The organism is Bacillus horti (assembly GCF_030813115.1).
Lineage (GTDB): Bacteria > Bacillota > Bacilli > Caldalkalibacillales > JCM-10596 > Bacillus_CH > Bacillus_CH horti.
Genome location: NZ_JAUSTY010000004.1, coordinates 174691 through 191870 on the forward strand (window position 1 = coordinate 174691; position 17180 = coordinate 191870).

19 protein-coding genes are annotated in these 17180 nt (G+C 39.7%); 12 read left to right on the top strand and 7 right to left on the bottom strand.

Features of this window, described 5'->3' with window-relative positions:
- Positions 1-383: 383 nt before the first annotated feature.
- Together J2S11_RS05965 and J2S11_RS05970 are read right to left on the bottom strand one after the other, a co-directional pair.
- Positions 384-1034 (bottom strand): nitroreductase family protein, encoded by a 651-nt coding sequence (locus tag J2S11_RS05965; protein WP_307392270.1) that lies wholly within the window; start codon positions 1032-1034, stop codon positions 384-386.
- Between the two features lie 106 nt (positions 1035-1140).
- Complete coding sequence (locus tag J2S11_RS05970; RefSeq protein WP_307392273.1) at positions 1141-1587, bottom strand: RrF2 family transcriptional regulator; 447 nt, start codon at positions 1585-1587, stop codon at positions 1141-1143.
- A 358-nt stretch (positions 1588-1945) separates the two neighbouring features.
- Here J2S11_RS05970 and J2S11_RS05975 point away from each other — a divergent pair, with 358 nt between their 5' ends.
- The 6 genes from J2S11_RS05975 to J2S11_RS06000 all read left to right on the top strand — a co-directional run bounded on the left by J2S11_RS05975 (position 1946) and on the right by J2S11_RS06000 (position 6211).
- Positions 1946-2323 carry a hypothetical protein gene (locus tag J2S11_RS05975; RefSeq protein WP_307392275.1) on the top strand — a complete coding sequence of 126 codons (378 nt, stop codon included), beginning with the start codon at positions 1946-1948 and terminating at the stop codon, positions 2321-2323.
- Positions 2324-2355: 32 nt separating this feature from the next.
- Complete coding sequence (locus tag J2S11_RS05980; RefSeq protein WP_307392278.1) at positions 2356-3357, top strand: ABC transporter substrate-binding protein; 1002 nt, start codon at positions 2356-2358, stop codon at positions 3355-3357.
- On the top strand, positions 3354-4349 hold the full coding sequence (locus tag J2S11_RS05985) for a FecCD family ABC transporter permease (protein ID WP_307392280.1): 996 nt from the start codon (positions 3354-3356) through the stop codon (positions 4347-4349). Before J2S11_RS05980 ends, J2S11_RS05985 begins: the two co-directional genes overlap by 4 nt.
- A complete protein-coding gene (locus tag J2S11_RS05990; RefSeq protein ID WP_307392282.1) occupies positions 4346-5122 on the top strand; it encodes an ABC transporter ATP-binding protein in 777 nt (258 codons plus the stop codon). Before J2S11_RS05985 ends, J2S11_RS05990 begins: the two co-directional genes overlap by 4 nt.
- Positions 5123-5271: 149 nt before the next feature.
- A complete protein-coding gene (locus tag J2S11_RS05995) occupies positions 5272-5889 on the top strand; it encodes a DJ-1/PfpI family protein (protein WP_307392284.1) in 618 nt (205 codons plus the stop codon).
- Between the two features lie 106 nt (positions 5890-5995).
- Positions 5996-6211, top strand: a complete 216-nt coding sequence (locus J2S11_RS06000) for a glyoxalase superfamily protein (protein ID WP_307392592.1) — start codon at positions 5996-5998, stop codon at positions 6209-6211.
- A 142-nt stretch (positions 6212-6353) separates the two neighbouring features.
- Here J2S11_RS06000 and J2S11_RS06005 read toward each other — a convergent pair whose 3' ends face one another.
- On the bottom strand, positions 6354-8186 hold the full coding sequence (locus tag J2S11_RS06005) for a YhgE/Pip domain-containing protein (protein WP_307392285.1): 1833 nt from the start codon (positions 8184-8186) through the stop codon (positions 6354-6356).
- A 4-nt stretch (positions 8187-8190) separates the two neighbouring features.
- On the bottom strand, positions 8191-10134 hold the full coding sequence (locus J2S11_RS06010; protein WP_307392594.1) for an efflux RND transporter permease subunit: 1944 nt from the start codon (positions 10132-10134) through the stop codon (positions 8191-8193).
- A 282-nt stretch (positions 10135-10416) separates the two neighbouring features.
- Here J2S11_RS06010 and J2S11_RS06015 point away from each other — a divergent pair, with 282 nt between their 5' ends.
- A complete protein-coding gene (locus J2S11_RS06015) occupies positions 10417-10974 on the top strand; it encodes a TetR/AcrR family transcriptional regulator (protein WP_307392287.1) in 558 nt (185 codons plus the stop codon).
- A gap of 42 nt (positions 10975-11016) precedes the next feature.
- On the opposite strand, the gene J2S11_RS06020 is transcribed toward J2S11_RS06015, so the two are convergent.
- Positions 11017-11820: an alpha/beta fold hydrolase gene (locus J2S11_RS06020; protein ID WP_307392290.1), complete on the bottom strand. Its 804-nt coding sequence runs from the start codon at positions 11818-11820 to the stop codon at positions 11017-11019.
- A gap of 327 nt (positions 11821-12147) precedes the next feature.
- Here J2S11_RS06020 and J2S11_RS06025 point away from each other — a divergent pair, with 327 nt between their 5' ends.
- On the top strand, positions 12148-12510 hold the full coding sequence (locus tag J2S11_RS06025) for a c-type cytochrome (protein WP_307392293.1): 363 nt from the start codon (positions 12148-12150) through the stop codon (positions 12508-12510).
- Between the two features lie 119 nt (positions 12511-12629).
- Here J2S11_RS06025 and J2S11_RS06030 read toward each other — a convergent pair whose 3' ends face one another.
- Positions 12630-13709 (bottom strand): DUF3298 and DUF4163 domain-containing protein, encoded by a 1080-nt coding sequence (locus J2S11_RS06030; protein WP_307392296.1) that lies wholly within the window; start codon positions 13707-13709, stop codon positions 12630-12632.
- 213 nt (positions 13710-13922) lie between these two features.
- Here J2S11_RS06030 and J2S11_RS06035 point away from each other — a divergent pair, with 213 nt between their 5' ends.
- Positions 13923-14336, top strand: coding sequence for a cupin domain-containing protein (locus J2S11_RS06035; RefSeq protein WP_307392299.1), 414 nt, complete (start codon positions 13923-13925; stop codon positions 14334-14336).
- Between the two features lie 218 nt (positions 14337-14554).
- A complete protein-coding gene (locus J2S11_RS06040; protein ID WP_307392302.1) occupies positions 14555-15262 on the top strand; it encodes an MOSC domain-containing protein in 708 nt (235 codons plus the stop codon).
- A 108-nt stretch (positions 15263-15370) separates the two neighbouring features.
- On the opposite strand, the gene J2S11_RS22280 is transcribed toward J2S11_RS06040, so the two are convergent.
- On the bottom strand, positions 15371-15559 hold the full coding sequence (locus J2S11_RS22280) for a DUF418 domain-containing protein (RefSeq protein WP_370875461.1): 189 nt from the start codon (positions 15557-15559) through the stop codon (positions 15371-15373).
- A gap of 144 nt (positions 15560-15703) precedes the next feature.
- Between J2S11_RS22280 and J2S11_RS06045 the strand changes: the two genes are divergently transcribed.
- Together J2S11_RS06045 and J2S11_RS06050 are read left to right on the top strand one after the other, a co-directional pair.
- Positions 15704-16072 (top strand): PadR family transcriptional regulator, encoded by a 369-nt coding sequence (locus tag J2S11_RS06045; RefSeq protein WP_307392305.1) that lies wholly within the window; start codon positions 15704-15706, stop codon positions 16070-16072.
- Complete coding sequence (locus tag J2S11_RS06050) at positions 16059-17087, top strand: HAAS signaling domain-containing protein (protein ID WP_307392308.1); 1029 nt, start codon at positions 16059-16061, stop codon at positions 17085-17087. The genes J2S11_RS06045 and J2S11_RS06050 overlap by 14 nt, the downstream gene beginning before the upstream one ends.
- Positions 17088-17180 lie beyond the last annotated feature (93 nt).

Sequence of the window (17180 nt, forward strand, 5' to 3'; positions counted from 1 at the left end):
TTACTTTACATGCTACATGATGAGAGGTGGTGTGTACATAGTGACTGATTCTAAAGCATATCTCTTCGTTCAGAACTGTAGATTAACCAGGGGGCTGAAACGTTGCCGGCAAGGGGTAAAGAGAGAGCTAACCACATCATTGTAATATTTCTGATTTGGCTCAAGGTCTGTACTTTGGATTAAACAAACTTTTCTGTTCGAAACGCGAATAGTCTTCTTTTCATTAGGAGTATTCGTCATTACGAAAGTGCGCTATAACAATAAAGAACGCAAGCTCCAGCTTCTCAAGCGCTGTAACTTGCGTTCTTTTACATATGAAATAATAAATGCTTGTGATGAACCATTCCTTAGTAGAAAAATAGCTCTTTTTTTGATGGTGATACTTAATCCTGTAGTCCAGAGATTGAGTTCCACGATGTGACCTCGTCCACGCTCAGACGAGTTTTTGGAAAACCAGCTCCGTCTGCTTTACCAACAGAAATGAGCATGACAGGTACATAGTGAGATGGGATATCGAAAGCCTCTACAAGCTGTTCGGCTGAGAAGCCACCCATCGGAACTGTATCATAACCGTGAGCTTTGGCTGCTAGCATAAACTGCATCGCCACTAGACCACCGTCGATTAGGGCAACACCTCGAGCTGTCTCACGATCCATGTTCGGGTACATTTCAAGTAGGCGGGGTACATAGGAATCTTTTACTTCCTGTGGCATACCGTTCTTAACAGCAAGGCTATAAATCTTATCCGCATTGTGATAAGCTTCTGTATCTCCTAGTAAAATCAAGGTAGCTGCTGCATCAAGCACTTGCTTTTGGTTATAGGCAATAGGGAAAAGCTTTTGCTTGACATCTGGATCTGTGACCACAACAAAGCGCCATGGCTGTAAATTTGATGAAGATGGAGCTAGGATGGCTTCTCCGATTATCTCTTTAAGCTCATCCTCTGAAATGCTAACAGAAGGGTCATATTGGCGAATCGATTGACGTTCACGGATTAATGTGTAAAAATCGGCAGTTCTCTGATTTGTATTCATTATAATTCCTCCTAAGGGATGTTTAACTGTGGTAAAAATAACACAGTTACTATGCGACTTATACTGTGCTAATTTTAACACAGTATACTCCACAAAAAAAGATGTGTCAATGGTTTAAAGTTTTCTTAATCCTCTCTGCAAAATCGGCAAGAGTATACTGCCTAAGAACCTGTAAAGCGGATTGCTCAAGCTCAACCTTCAGTTCTGTAAAAGCATGACTCATCTGCTGTCCAAATGGGTTAGAGCCTGTTGATTCCGATAAATGGCATAGCCTATCTTCTTCAGTTTGCAGCGCCATGTAAACGTCAGCTAATGTGAAAGAGTCTGGGCTTTGTTTTAGGCGATAGCCACCATCTCGACCCTCTCTCGTTACCAGTAAGCCACTTCGGACAAGCTTTGCTAAAATCCTTCTTAACTGGGTTGCTTCAGATTGCATGTAGGCAGCGATATCACAGCTTGGACAAGTATCAGAGCGAAGGGACAGTACTACCAAGGCTTGTACAGCTACTCCAAACGTTTTATCAGGTATTGCACTAGCACTTTTCTTAACCAATGATCTCGCTCCTCTCCGTTTCAAAATGTACTGTTATTATAGCACAAGTAGGCTGTCTTGAGGAGAAGAGGGCCTTTTCTCTAATTTCAGGTAAAGTTATAATGCTTAAAATAACGAGTGGTGTCATTGGAATGAATAAAGTTTTAATACGACAAAAATGATTGTTTTTTTCTAGCATTGAACAAGAGAGGAATTGCCTAGTGTTGTATGGCTTTAGGTCAGGAGAAGTGATATAAAATTTCAATTTCTGTTCACAATACTAGCACTTCCTAGTCATGTGGAATTAACGATGTTACTTTACAATTTTCCTTGACTTAACTTTCTGTCATTACTCACAAGCTAGGAAGTTAGTGCGATTATGATTGAAAGAAAAGGAGGGATATTGGTTGTGAAAGAATGGATGAAAAAACAAGGGTTATTCCGTCTTAGATTATATCTAATCATTATGGTAGGGATCCTTGTTCTCTTTGCTATGTTGATGTTTATTCCAGTGGATCTTGGACCCCATGACAATACACGAATGATAGTTGATCAGACGTACAGGATTTATATTGCACCCCCTTGTTATGAGCAAACGGAAGTTACGAACAATTTACTTGAAACGACCTTTGGGAGTGTCGTGGAGAGTAGCCTTCAGCCCGAATCAGCTTGTACAGCAGAAGCCCTTAGTACGATTAATGTGACAATGTGGAGTGCTCTTAAGGAACGACTTTTTCCCACACGATGGAATTGGTAAATGGATGAATTTAATGAAAAGGAGGTTAGCTCGTGCTAAAACGTAACTCTACAGGATTGTTCGTTTTTATCTTTATAGTTGTTTTAGTTGGTTGTAGTTCTGCAGCTAATGAAAGCTCTGACAAGTCAGTGACAGCAGGACAACGGAGTGAAGACGGAGCTTATTTTGCTTTTACTGATGATGAAGAGAAGATAGTGGTGTTGGATCATAAGCCTGAAAGCATTGTTGTTCTTAATAGTGAGGTCCTTCATTCTTTTTATCAAATTGGGGGTAGAGCTGTGGGTATTACAATGGACGTTGTGATTGAACCTCCAGAGCAAGCAAGGGATATTGCCATTGTTGGCATGATGCATGAAGTAAATATGGAGTTGGCATTTAGTCTAAAGCCCGATTTAGTGATTGGACAAACTTTTTGGCATGCATCATTAAGACAGCAATTTGAAGAGGCTGAAATCCCTTTTATGAATTTATCTACGTTGACTATTGACGATTTGCAAGCCAATGCTCTTTTACTAGCACGAATTTTAGGGAAGGAAGTTCAAGGGGATTCTGCTATCCAAGATATGAAAGAACGCATTCAAGTCATTCTGGAGCAGATACCTGATGAGTCGTCCACCTATGCTATTTTAACTCTGATGCCTGGCTCCATCTTTTTGGAACAAGGTCCGACGATAGCTGTAGATATTGTTGATCAATTTGGATTTACGAATATTTCCACCTCACTAGAATCGGGGGAAATGCCCGGATATATTCCTTTCAGCATGGAGACATTGGTTAAGCTAGATCCGGATTATCTGTTTTTACTGGTGCATGGAACAAATGAGGAAGGGCAACGCATTATTCAGAACGAATTGGAAACCAATGAAGCTTGGCATGCATTAAAGGCAGTTAATAATGGCTCCGCCCATTTTCTACCTTCAGATCTATTCGTCATTGCACCTGGCTTAGACGTCTACCTTTCATTTGAGTATTTGGCAAAGTTATTATATCCGACTATATTCTCAGAAACAGATAGTTTTGGAGTTAGGAAATGAAGATTAGAGAGAAAAAATCATGGAAAGTCTTTTTACTATCCCTATTTCCTTTACTTGCTTTGATGAGTCTGTTGTATAGCCTGTCTTTCGGTTCGGTAGAAGTCAGTATTCCGGATATTATTAACATTCTGCTTGGCGATAAGCAAGGCGAATACTATACGATCATCTGGAGTGTGCGGCTTCCACGTCTATTGATTGCTGCTCTTGTTGGAATGAATCTTGCATTAGCAGGAGCACTTCTACAGGGAGTTATGAGAAATCCGATGGCAGATCCCCATATTATTGGAGTTTCCTCTGGAGCTGGATTGTTTGGTGTGTTTATAATGCTAGTTTTTCCAGCATATAGTCATCTACTTGTTCCTGCTGCTTTCATAGGAGCTATGACAGCCGCTTTCATTGTATATATCCTAGCGTGGAACAAGGGAGTATCTCCTATACGAATCATATTAGCTGGAGTAGCCGTATCCGCTTTTTTAAACTCCGGAGTATCTGCCCTATATACCTTTTACAGTGATCGTGTTCCGGGAACGATTTCCTTTATGGTTGGGAGTCTTTCAGCGAAAAGCTGGCAGCAATTTGATGTACTATGGCCCTATTCGTTGATTGGGATTTTTCTGGCGATGATCGGGGCACAAAGAATGAACATTTTAATGCTCGGAGATGCGGAATCCCGTTCTTTGGGTTTAAATACTGAGGGATATCGTTTGTGGTTTATTGCTATCGGAGCCTTGCTTGCAGCAAGCGCAGTCAGTGTAGTCGGGCTACTTGGATTTGTAGGTCTTATTGTCCCACATGCTGCAAGACTTTTGGTAGGGAATGACTACCGTGTTCTGCTTCCATGCTCTGCTTTTCTCGGAGTAATTGTTGTATCTGTCTCCGATACCCTTGGGAGAACACTGTTTAGCCCGATCGAGCTACCAGTGGGAATCATTATGGGCATTATTGGAGCACCATTTTTCATATATCTACTAAGAAAGAAGAGTTCAATATGATGCTAGAATCAAAACAAATTCATTTATCCTACAACCATTCACCTGTACTGTCCGAAGTCAATGTGAGTTTTATTGAAGGGAAAATTACAAGTATCATCGGCCCGAACGGCTGCGGAAAAAGCACCTTTTTACAGGCAATTGCTCGTCAATTAACTCCTGATCAGGGAAAGATTTATTTGCGCGGAACAGATACAACCCGATGGAAAAGAAAAGACTTTGCCAAGGAAGTTGCTTTTTTAATGCAAACCCATGCACAGACTCCCGAAATTACAGTTAGCAGGTTGGTAGAGTTTGGGAGGTTTCCCCATAAAAAAAAGTTCCAGAGGTTAGCGCAGGAAGATTACGAGGTTATAGAGTGGGCAGTCCATATTACCCAACTGGAACCGTTGCTTGACCGTAATGTACAAAGCTTGTCTGGAGGAGAGAGGCAAAGGGCATGGATTGCGATGGCGTTGGCTCAGCAGCCTCATTTACTTTTGCTTGATGAACCGACTACCTTTTTAGATATTCACCATCAACTTGAAATTATTAATATGTTAAAAAGGCTGAATAAAGATCACAAGATGACTATCATTACGGTTCTACATGATATGAATCAAGCGGCATTTGTTTCCGATCAAATTGTCGTTTTCAAACAAGGAAAATTATATAGAGCTGGTTCGCCAAATGAAGTTATTACGGAAATGATGCTTCGAGAAGTATTTAATATCAGCGCGAAAATTACGACTGAGGACGGGATTCCACATATCAGCCATATGGAATTAATTCGGTAAATATTTTTCGGTTGTCGGGAGATGAGATAAAGAGCCTAGTTGAATGGTTGTCCACGAAGAAATAAGGGAGTTAAGATCTTGATGATGATTTCGTTGCCTGACTTGCGATAAACGATATGAGACTAGTAAACTAGGAGGAGAAAGTTAAGATGCAGAAATGGAAAGTGGGAATTTTGTTATTCGATGACGTTGAAGTATTAGACTTTGCAGGCCCTTTTGAGGTCTTTTCCATTACGACTATAAATTACGGTAAAGCTGATGCCTATCAGCCTTTTGAGGTATCAACTATTTCAGAAACGGGGGAGCCCATAAGGGCAACAAACGGATTGAAAGTTATTCCGGACTATAGCTTGGGGACGGCACCTTACTTTGACCTGTTAGTTATACCTGGAGGGTTAGGAACAGACCGGGAGAGAGAAAATAAAGCCATGCTACATTGGATTTATAACCGTTACGAGGATGTGAAGTGGATGACGTCCGTATGTACAGGAGCTTTTCTACTCGCTGAAATTGGACTTTTAAATCATAGGAGGGCTACGACTCATTGTCTGTCTATAGAGACTTTGAAGAAAGATTTCCCTGAGATTTCGGTAAAGGAAAATGTGAAGTTTGTAGACGAGGGTAAAATTGTAACTGCCGCAGGTGTATCGGCGGGTATTCACATGGCCTTCCATATGGTTCGTCGATTGCTTGGAACAGAGGCAGCGGAGCAGACAGCTGGTTTTATGGAATATGATATAAGCTTCGATGAGCTTGAGGGTATTTAATGTAAGAAACATTCTAATGAAGATACAACAGGAGGGATTACAGGATGAATTCATCCATTAGCTTGAAGCAAACGATTCCGATCTTTCGCATTGTGGTGATTGCATCATCCACTTAACGGAGCATCATGGGGACTCTACCCCTGGATCAGCTATTCGTGTAGAGATACAGAACATCGAAGAATTTCATAAAGAGCTTGCTTCTAAGAACTATGCATATGCACGTCCGGGATTAGAGGAAACTCCTTGGAAAACGCGTGAAATCAGAGTTGGTGATCCCTTTCATAACCATCTTTTGTTCTATGAATTTACAAACGAATCATAAACTTGCCTTGAAGAAGGCTTTATGATCTTATCATCTAGTTGATTGTAAATTTGAAAAACGTAAAGCGCACACTCTTATCAAAAAAGAATGTGCGCTTTTCATGTTTGTTTTATAGTCTACAACACGAAGTATTGTTCACGTTTTAGAACAGATCCCTAAACAAATTAATAAATCGATTCCAGAATCCTTCTTTTTCCTCTGCTTGATTTTCTGTCACTTCAGGCTCAGGGTGCTTTAAATCCGCTGTTCTGAAAACAAATTGAACAAGGTTGATGTTTTCATTTTCCTGAGATACAAAGGATACGACTTCAAAATCAGAATGATCGTAGTCCGCCATTAGCTGATCCACTTCGTCTTTCATTTGGTCTGGTAAATCTCTGGTGGATGAAGACAGCTCTGCGGTTCCAGCGTGAAGCTCGCCAACCCCATCTTTCAATTCTCCAATCCCATCAGTTAAACCTTCTATTCCTTGATCTAACTCTCCATAGGAATTAGATAGCTGACCGATTCCTCCCGTATAGTCTTCTAAACCTGTGTGAAAGGCTTCGTAATTCTGAGCAAGACTAGAGATACCTTCCTGTAGCTGAGCTAAGGATTCTGCAGGATTTTGGTTAGTTGGGGCAGACAGCTCCGCTGCTATGCCCGTCATTTGACCAGCCATTTCTGTAAGGGAGCCATTGACTTGCTTCAATGTCGTTTCCATGGCGTCAAAGCTTTCCTTTACAGCATTATAGGTTCCTTTAGCTTTTTGTGCAGCAGCATACGTACTGATCAACTTATCAAGCACAGCACGATTCGCACCACTAGCATAGAGCTGCTGAATGTCTTCTTCAGTAACGTCATGCTCTGGGATTTCCTCCATCGCATTGTTCAGCATCTCGTAGGATGTTCCGAAGTGTGTACCTAACGTTTCAAGTCCCGTAGCCATTTCCCGTAGGCCATTTGCCATTTGCATAAGCCCATCTTCAAGCTGCTGCAATTCGTCCAAGCTTCCTTCTCCTAAACTGCCTCTAAGAGACTGATCTAACGTTTTAAGAGCTTCTCCAATAGTTGCAGATGCCTGGACTAAGTCAGCTGAGGAGTCATTAATAGCTGCAATTCCATCTCTATATTCCCTTGAACCACTGCGAAGCTCACTTGCACCATCGTGTAACTCAGTAATTCCATTCAGCAGTTCAGTAATACCATTATGAACCTCTTCAATAGCGTCACTTAGCGTAGCGAAATCTCCAGTCATAGAATCCATATCTGGTAGCTCTACGGACATGGAAAAAGGAACGGCTGCAATATCAATGCCAGCTAATTCAAAATCTGTTACGTTTGCTTCTAACAAGAGAGTTTCCTCTTGTTCGGGCATTACCGTAAAAGTAATCTGTTTATTCTTCCCAGCATTAGCGAATACTCCGTCAGGAGCTTTAATGTCCTTAAATTTTTCTAAATCGAATGAAACGGAGATCTGTAATAAGTAATTTTCAAAAAATATAGGATTGACGGACGCATTAGCAGACGTTTCAATCTGAATTTGAACATCCCCATTCTCGCCTATAAGCTCATCAGGAGCAATTTCTTCTCCATCGAGCCAATAGGAGATAGAAAAGTTCCAAGGAAGACTATCATCGTCAATATTACCTTGATAATAAAACTTTCCTTCAGGAGCTACGAATGACACAGAATCATCCTGTTGTTCAATAAGAGATAGATTTGATAAATTTTTCAGGCTTGAGTATTGACCAAAATCGGTGATCTCCCCAGCTTTGGCTACATCTAAAATATTGACAACATAGATATGTTCACTTTTACCGCTAGGATTTAGCGTTGCATAGACCACTTCATCCTTGGAAGAGACCTCTCCCATTTCTGTAGAGGCATCTTCTTGGGATGTGCTAGAATTTGAGTTCGCTGTAGTAGCCGACCATGAAGGTAGTAATAAAAGAATGGTCATTAAGATAAGTAGATACTTTCTTATGCTCCTCATCTAATCATTTCTCCTTATAAAAATTTGCTTTCCAGGTTGTTTTCCTAATGAGCTTGTCAAACACAAGAAGAACGGCTGGTAGGAAGAAAACAACCATGATAAAGGCAAGCAGTGCGCCTCTTCCAAGTAATAACCCGATTGAGCTTACAATAGGGTTGGATGAGGTAATCCATAAAATAAACCCGACACTAGATAAAATGGAGGCCGATATTGAGATGGCAAAAATTTTCTCATCCAAAGCTTTTTTTAGAGCCTGTAGTGCTGGCATATCCTGACGATATTTTTTGTAAGCATCTGTTAGAAGTATGGCGTAATCAATTGTTGCCGCAAGCTGAATGATGCTAATCAGTAGATAACCAACATAAACCAATGTGGACTCAGTAAAGTAAGGAACTGATAGATTAATCCAAACCGATGATTGAATGGTTAATAGCATGACGATAGGAATGGAAATAGATTTAAAGGTTAAGGCAAGGACAAGGGCAATCGTACTAAGCGTTAAAATATTGACTAGGGTGTTATCCTTTTGCACTGTATTTTTAATGTCGTACAGTGTGATACTTTCCCCCACAGAGTAGGCTTCCTCTCCGTAATAATTCCTAGCCGTATCCTGAACCTGTTCAATGACTTGAAACGCTAGATCTCCCTCAGTAGGGGTGTTGGCTTGTAGGATAATGCGACTATAGTTATCCGAATAAAATTGCTCCGTTACGGAAGCATCTAAATATTCTGGTGGAATAGCAGTACCTACCATATTTACATAGGCGAGGACACTTGAAACATGCTCTATCTCCTCGAGATCTCTTACCAATTGCTCTTCTTTAGCGATGTCTTCTTTAGGAACTAGCAATACAATTGGAGTCGTATCTCCAAAATGCTCTTGAATTTTTATAATATCGCTTCCTGCTCTTGTCTCCTCTGGCTGTTCGCCTATACCATAAATGAAGCTCGTCTGACTTTGTGCTAGAAAAGCGGGTACAATAAGGACAAAGATAAGTATAAGACTAGGAATCTTCATTTTCACAACAAAATTCCCTACTCCTTTGAAGCTAGGTATTAAAGGCTTATGCTGTGTTTTATCAATCCATTTGTATAGTAAAACGGTTAAAGCAGGTAATAGAACCATCACACTAATGAAGCTAAACAAGATCCCTTTTACCAAATTAATTCCTAGATCAGATCCGATTTCAAATTGCATAAATGATAACGCCATAAAACCAAAAAAGGTTGTTGTTGCACTGGCTCCGATAGCAGGAAATGAATCCTTCATGGCGTGCTGCATAGCGATCCGAGGATCTTTAAAAGTCTTTCTATGATCGGAAAAGCTATGAAGAAGAAAGATGGCATAATCTAGTGATACGGCCAGCTGTAAAATCGGAGCAACTGATTGAGTAATAAAGGATACTTCACCAAGAAAAATATTTGTTCCCATGTTAATTAAAATGGAAACACCGATAGCAATTAAGAAAAAGATAGGCTCCACCCAAGAGGTAGTCGAAATAACTAGGATAATGATAATGATCGGGACTAACAATGCGGCAGCGTAAAAGCTTTCCGTTCCCGTCATTTGCTGTTGTGTAGCAGTATCAAGCGATTCTCCTGCCATAGCATTCTCTTCACCAATCAATTCATAGATTTCATTGGTAATGGAAACCTCTTCTCCGCTACGAATACTAAACATAAATAAGGCTTTATCATCCTTATAATAGGCTTCTACCGTATCAGTATCCGCCATCTCAAGCGGGGCTTTTAGATCAACAACATCATCTAGCCATGTGACATCCGAAACACCATCTATTGCAGAGAGTTGCTCTTTAAAAGCAATAGCTTCCTGTAGAGTCACACCCTCAATCATAACGCGATTCGTAGGGATATTACCGCCAAACTCCTGCTCCATAATTTGAAGAGCTGTCGTAGATTGAGCCTCTTCGGGCAAGTAATCCTTCATATCGTAATTTACTGAAACAGTAAACTGTGCAAAAACACAAATGACCGTAAGGATTGTGAAGATGGTCACGATGGCCTTTCTATGCTTTATAATATTTTCTGCAATGCGTATAACGTCTCATCCTCTCTTGCCATTATTTTGTGCACACTATAACATTATATGGACACAGTGTTGAGTATTCAACAAACAGTTTAACTATAATCGTGATTTGAGCAACATTATTGGCATTTGTGTTGGCTAAAAAGTGAAAAGAAAGTAAGTAAGTCATGAAAGGAAGATAGGATGCCTAACTCAATAGACAGAAGGAAAAAGTATACGAGGATGGTACTAAAGGATAGTCTTATACAGCTTTTAAAGGAAAAACCGATTTCATCTATTACCGTCAAGGAGCTGTGTGAATTAGCGGATGTGAATCGCTCAACCTTTTATGCCCATTACTACAATCAGTTTGATCTGCTTGACAAAATTGAAGAAGAAACCATTGAAGATATGAAGGGCTACATGAATAAGTTCAAGTATGAGAAAAAGGAAGATGTTCCACATATCATGGAAAATTTATTGGGCTATTTTTCCTCAAATCGAGACGTCTGCCAAACACTGCTTAACGAAACAGAAACGACGTTTCAGAGCAAAGCAACAGTTGTTGCGCACCAATTCTTCTTAAAGAATTGGACCTATATGAATGATCAAGAAGAGGATCTGACTGAATATCTAAGCACGTACGTGATTAACGGAGCAATCCATGTTGTTAAAGCTTGGCTTGCAAATGGAATGGATAAGTCACCCGGAGAAATGGCTAAGATTTTAAATCATTTTATCAACAAAGGTCTAGAGCGTTAATATATCTATTAATTAAAATTATTTACTCATGGAAACAACCTGCTATGTGAAGGGAAATTCGTTATGCTGGCAAAGATATATAAATTCGTAAATATGGTCGTTTAATTTATCTGCTGCCTTTGTTGGTACCTGATGCTTCATATCTTTAAAGATAACAAGGCGACTGTTGGGCAATCGTTCTTGTAATACCCGTGCATAAGGATGAAAGGTTTTATCCTTCTCTCCGTAAACTAACAGCATTGGTTGATTTATATCACTAAGTTGGCTAGTGCAATTGTAATGCATGCTGTATTGGTAATATTGTTCAGCATTTTTGGCATTAGTTCTTTTTGCATCTTTAAACAACAAACGAATGAGGGATAAATGGGATAGCTTTGTAGTAGCTTGTGCCCATGATACAGAGAGTGCAATTGTATGAATCATGCCATAATGCGAAAAAAGACGACCTAGTGATATCATCTGCTTAAGCTTCCTGTCACTGACTTGAGACATACCGCAAATAACAACGCCACCTAATGCTCGTTCAGGGTAGGCTAAAAAAAATTCAAGCATGACTGATCCACCAGTCGAATATCCACATAAAAAGGCTTTTTCAATCTGTAACTCGTCCATTAATTTCTTAATATCTTCAACAATTAATGGATAGGTTACTTCCTGTTCAGAAGGCTCACTGTGCCCATGACCGCGAATATCGAAAGCAATTGTTCGAAAATACTTTGATAAATGATCGATTTGATATGTGAAATTTAAGCTGGTTAATACTGGTGGATGGATAAATATGATCGCCGTTCCTTTACCTTTATCTGTGTAATACATATTGTAGCCATTGATATAAGCATGGGGCATCTTCACTTCACCTACTTAGTTTTTATGATTAATATGGCTATTATGTAGAATCTCTATTCTATGAAACCTAATAATTCCGATTGAAATGAAATTATGGAGGGCTATCAAGGAACAGATAGCGCCTACTCACTGGAATTGGTAACTAGAGTATTTTCTTGTGCAAATCAGGAGCTATCTAATAACTGTAAATGTGTTCTTCGTAACAATATATTCACAATATGACCCCAAGGGGCTATTTTTTAATAGTGCATTTCATATTATGATTTATTAGAAAAGGATATATATGCTAACTGTTAGGATTAGCTATAGGGAAACGGGGGATTAACAATGAAAAAATCTAACAAGTATTTTCGCTTAGGAGTTATTTTGGGTATGTTTTTACTTGTCCTTGCAGCTTGTTCTTCTGATCAGAGTGAGCCAGCAGAAGAGCCAGGTGAGTCTGAAGAATCTGGAGGAGAAGTGGCATTCCAAGAAGCGATAGACACATACCAGAATAGCTGTATTTCTTGCCATGGAACTGATTTACAAGGCGGAGCTGGTCCAGATTTAAGAGAAGTGGGAGCAAACCTTAGTCAAGACGAAATTGAAACAGTTATTCGCGATGGCAGAGGGATTATGCCTGGATATGCGAGTCAATTTAGTCAAGATCAAATTGTTGAATTGGCAGAATGGCTTGCATCTAAAAACTAATAATTATGCGTTACATAAAACACGCACATTCTTAAAGTATTGAATGTGCGTGTTTTTTACGGTCTAAGAATTATAAATTTGATACAATGTTATAAATATATAGAAGCTTTTAGAAAGGCTTAATTCGAGGGAAATCCTTTAAATGGGTCGATTCCCTCGGGCAAAATACTATGGAATGGTACATAGATTTCCGGAAATCCAGCAGCATAACTTGTATATTCATATTGATCAAAGAACAGGACAATTCCTTCATTTCTTAGGAAGAAACGTGGATCCGCATCTAATCCTTCAAAACCACCTATATACCCATTCATATTTGGTAGCTCCTCAGAAACAATATGATTTAACTCCGTTACGTAATTCGGATTTCCATCAAGAAGCAGATCTTCTAATTGAATTCTCTCGCCAGTTTCTAACACGAACGTCAAACTCTCCCGAGTATTTAGCCCGTGTGCAGCTCCAGTAAAGGCATTTTCCTGCATTAGAATATTGACAACACCATTTTTGTTATAGGTAACATTAAATGTTCCTATAAATTGATATGGGCGCTCTCCTTCCACGTATGACTGTAAGGCTTCTTCAGCATAATCTGTATAAGAGGTAACATGAGCCTCAATGGCTTCATTGATCTGCTCGATACCTGCAGCATTCCCGCTAAGGACAGGATACTCCAATGATATGGTTGAATCTCCTTCACTTCGTTCAACAAAGCTGCGTTCAAAGTCTATCTCATTTTGTTCGGAAGTTGTTAAGTCGAGCGTCTTTTGTGTGCCATTCCATACTCCATCGAATGACATATAATCACGAAGTAGACTAAAAGGAACGTATAGATGTCCATCCCTATTTATTGCTTGATAAATGTTAGTGTTTACCTGGTTCACAGTTAAAGAGGTGCCTAAATTCTCACTTACAATGTTAATTCTGTTTGGCTCAGAACCCACGACGTAAGTATTTCTTTCGCTATCATACTTAACTTCAATTCCGAGTTCATCTCGCAATGTAGCAAGAGGAATCATTGTGTTTCCATAAATGAGAAGTGCAGGACGTTGTAGATCTTCACCCTCCCAGCTTAATACAACTTCAGGTGCAGTAACCTGATTCGTAGTATAATCAGAAGCCGCTACATGCGACAAAGTGGCACTACTCAACACTATTCCTGCTGTTATAGCGAGTGAACTCCAAAGCTTTCTCTTTTTCACAGATGGTCATCCTTTCCTAAGCTTATAAGCTTTTATAGTATGGTGTCGCCATAATTTCCCTTACCCGCTGATGGTTTGTTGTAATCAACCTTTTTAATTGTTGTCATGTCTTTCATAGAGTTGGCATGATAAAATATAGCCATTACTATCAGCATAGAGGTATTCTCTTGGACTAATTTTGTAATTAAATAATAATGAGTAGAGGTGTCAAGTATGGGAGAGACGAATAACCTTTCAAAGCAATTATTGTTTTGCCCGCCTCAATCAGGACGTGAATACAACATGGGCTCTATGACTAGTATTTTTTATGCTGATGGGGCACAGACTGAAAATCGCTATTGTGTATCAACTTGGTGGCTAGAGCCTTTAAGTGAGGGTTCAGGTCCACATTCACATGATGAAAATGAAGAACTGTTCTATGTACTAGAAGGGACAATGACCTTCCGGTTAGGTCCGGAATATGTTGATGCTCCAAAGGGTTCGTTTATTAGGGTGCCAGCAGGGGTGATTCATGACTTTATGAATCGAAGTAACGAACGGGCAGGGATTTTAAATGTTTTCATCCCCGGGGGATTTGAACAACAAATGCCTAAAATTGTGCAATGGTACGAAGAAAACAAAAAATGAACAAAATAAGTAGTTCGAGTAGATGAATGGGAGTATAGAGGAGTGGCGTCAAATTGGGTAGCATCTGACCGAGCTACAATGAGGGTTCACGGGGATGGAGGATGTGATGGCTAAGAAAGAAATTCTAGAAAATATAGTTAGAAAGTGGATCATGCGACTTCGCATTAATAAAATGTCTATAAGCTCAAAATACAAAAGCTTTGAACGGAGTTGAAGAAATGGGTCAGGAAGTAGGTAAGGTACAGAGATTGTGGAGGTATCCGGTCAAATCCTTGCTCGGTGAACAATGTAGTCAAATGCGAATTGATAAACGTGGCGCTTGGGGAGACCGATTGTATACAGTACGAGATGAAAATGCGAAATTTGGAAGTGGAAAGACCACCCGCTTATTTACTAAGATAGACGGTTTATTTAAGCTATCTTCCTACTATAGAGAGGAGCAGCCAATCGTAGTGTTTCCGGATGGAACAGAATTAGCTGCTCCTAGCGTTGAACTAGACGGGCGTTTATCACTGGAGCTTGGAAAACAGGTGACAGTAGAACGTGAGGGTGACATTTCTCATTTTGATGATTGCCCCATTCACATCATTTCAACCTCTGGCTTGTTAGCGTTAAAGAATGCTTTACCTGAAATAGCTATAGACGAAAGGAGATTTCGTCCAAATTTAGTGCTGAATACAGTTGGAAGAGGTCCAGTGGAAAATGAGTGGATAGGCAAACAATTGCAAATTGGCAATGAGCTTATACTTGAAATTATTCAGAAAACAGAGCGCTGTGGCATGGTCACATTTGCTCAAGGTAATTTACCGCGAGAACCGCATGTGCTGAAGCATTTGTCTCAAGAGTATGACCTTTGTTTTGGTGTATATGCACATATAATTCAAACGGGTAATATTGCTGTACATGATCAAGTGAAACTGCTTTAAATTTCATATTAAAAGTAGGACAGGTCTGTAAGTGCTGGGAAGAAAAGCATTACGGAAACCTGTCTTTTATTTATAAGCTATGCAGTTCTATTGATAAAATTTATGAAACTATTGATTATGAACCTTGTCTATTCTGCCACCAAGACCGATTAAAGGCTCAGATAATAGGATAGCAATCAGTGCGGATTGTAGGACATAGCATGTTAATGAGCGTTTACCTGCTGCGGCAAGCACTTTAGTTATAAAAGCGGGTTTCTGTCCGATTTTTTTAAGAAGAGGTATATGGTCTTGAAGCAATGTAGCAATTCTATATGGTCCAAGGATTTAAGAAGAACAGGAGCATTGAACATTTTTTCATACACTTTAATATGTGAGTATTAATATATTGTTATTTACAATAGTGTGCGTCATACAGTATAATGAAGACCGGGAGTTGATCTTATGGCTGATGTGAAAGAAACGATCAATGCAATACTCAGTGAACTGCGAAGAGGAACGATTGTGATTGGTGTTTTAAGTCAATTACTTAATGAACCTCAGTATGGATATTCGCTAGTACCGGTATTAAAGGAGAAAGGGATTGCCATTGATCCAGGTACTTTGTATCCCTTGCTTCGAAGATTAGAAAAGCAGAATTTGCTTGAAAGTAGCTGGGATACGAATGAAACGCGTCCACGTAAATACTATTTGCTTAGTCCATTTGGACGAGAAGTTTACAATGGCCTTTGTAAAGAATGGCATATGCTTATAAAAAGCATGGATGAGATTATTGGAACAGATGAAGGAGGGGAAAAGGGTGGAGTTAATTGATCGTTACATTTATGCGGTAACAGAGCGATTACCTGAAAAACAAAGAGATGAGATAAAAAAGGAGCTGAAAGGCTTAATTGATGAAATGCTCGAGGAGAGACTAGCTGGCCATCAGATTGATCAAGTGACTCAAGAGGATGTCGAGAATGTTTTACAGGAGCTTGGAAATCCGAAAGAGCTGGCAGCGAAGTATCGTGGCTATGACCGATATTTAATTGGACCTATGTTTTATGGATCATATCTTAGTACTCTAAAAGTTGTCCTGCTATCCATTTCTATTCTAGTAACCGTTATGTTTGCTATTGATACTTTTTTTGCTTCTGTAGGTGCACTAGAGCAGCTGGTAAGCTACTTTGCTTCAATTTTTACAGTAGGGGCTCAAGCCTTTTTCTGGGTAACTGTTATTTTTGCTTGGATGGAGTACCGTCAAGGAAATGAAAGATCAAGCCTTGACAATAAAAAGGTAGGGGAGTGGAGCCTCACAGAACTGCCTCAAATTCCTAGCGAGCAAGCTAAGATTAAAATGAGTGAACCTATTTTTGGAATATTTTTTGCTGTTCTTTTTACAGCGATTAGTCTCTATGCTGTAGAGTGGTTTGGTATATGGAGATTTGAGGAAGGAAGTCGTTCCGTTATTTCCTTTCTGAATGCAGAGGCTTTCCACACCTATTTGCCACTTATATGGGGAGTTGCTGCTCTAGGAATCTTAAAAGCGTGTGTACAAATAATAGCCCGCAAAAGAAGCACTAGACTACTAGGTTTCAACATAATCGTGTCAGTTGTTATCGTTGTTCTAACGGCTATCATCTTCTCCGATAGTTCCATCTACAATGCTGATTTTGTTCAACAGATGGTGTCGGCAGGTATTTTATCTCCGGCTGGGGAAGGATATAGCACTTTATCTGCGATTTGGGATGGAGTAGCAGGGTGGACTGTCGTTTTGGTAGTTATTTTTACTCTTATAGACTTGGCAACGGACGCGTATTACACGTATCGAGCAAAAGTTATAGCTTAACATAATAGAAAGGTGCCAGTGAGAAAGTTGAACAATCCTTGTTCAATTTACCAGCTTGGGTACCTTTCTATTTATAGGTTTCATTTCTCTTAA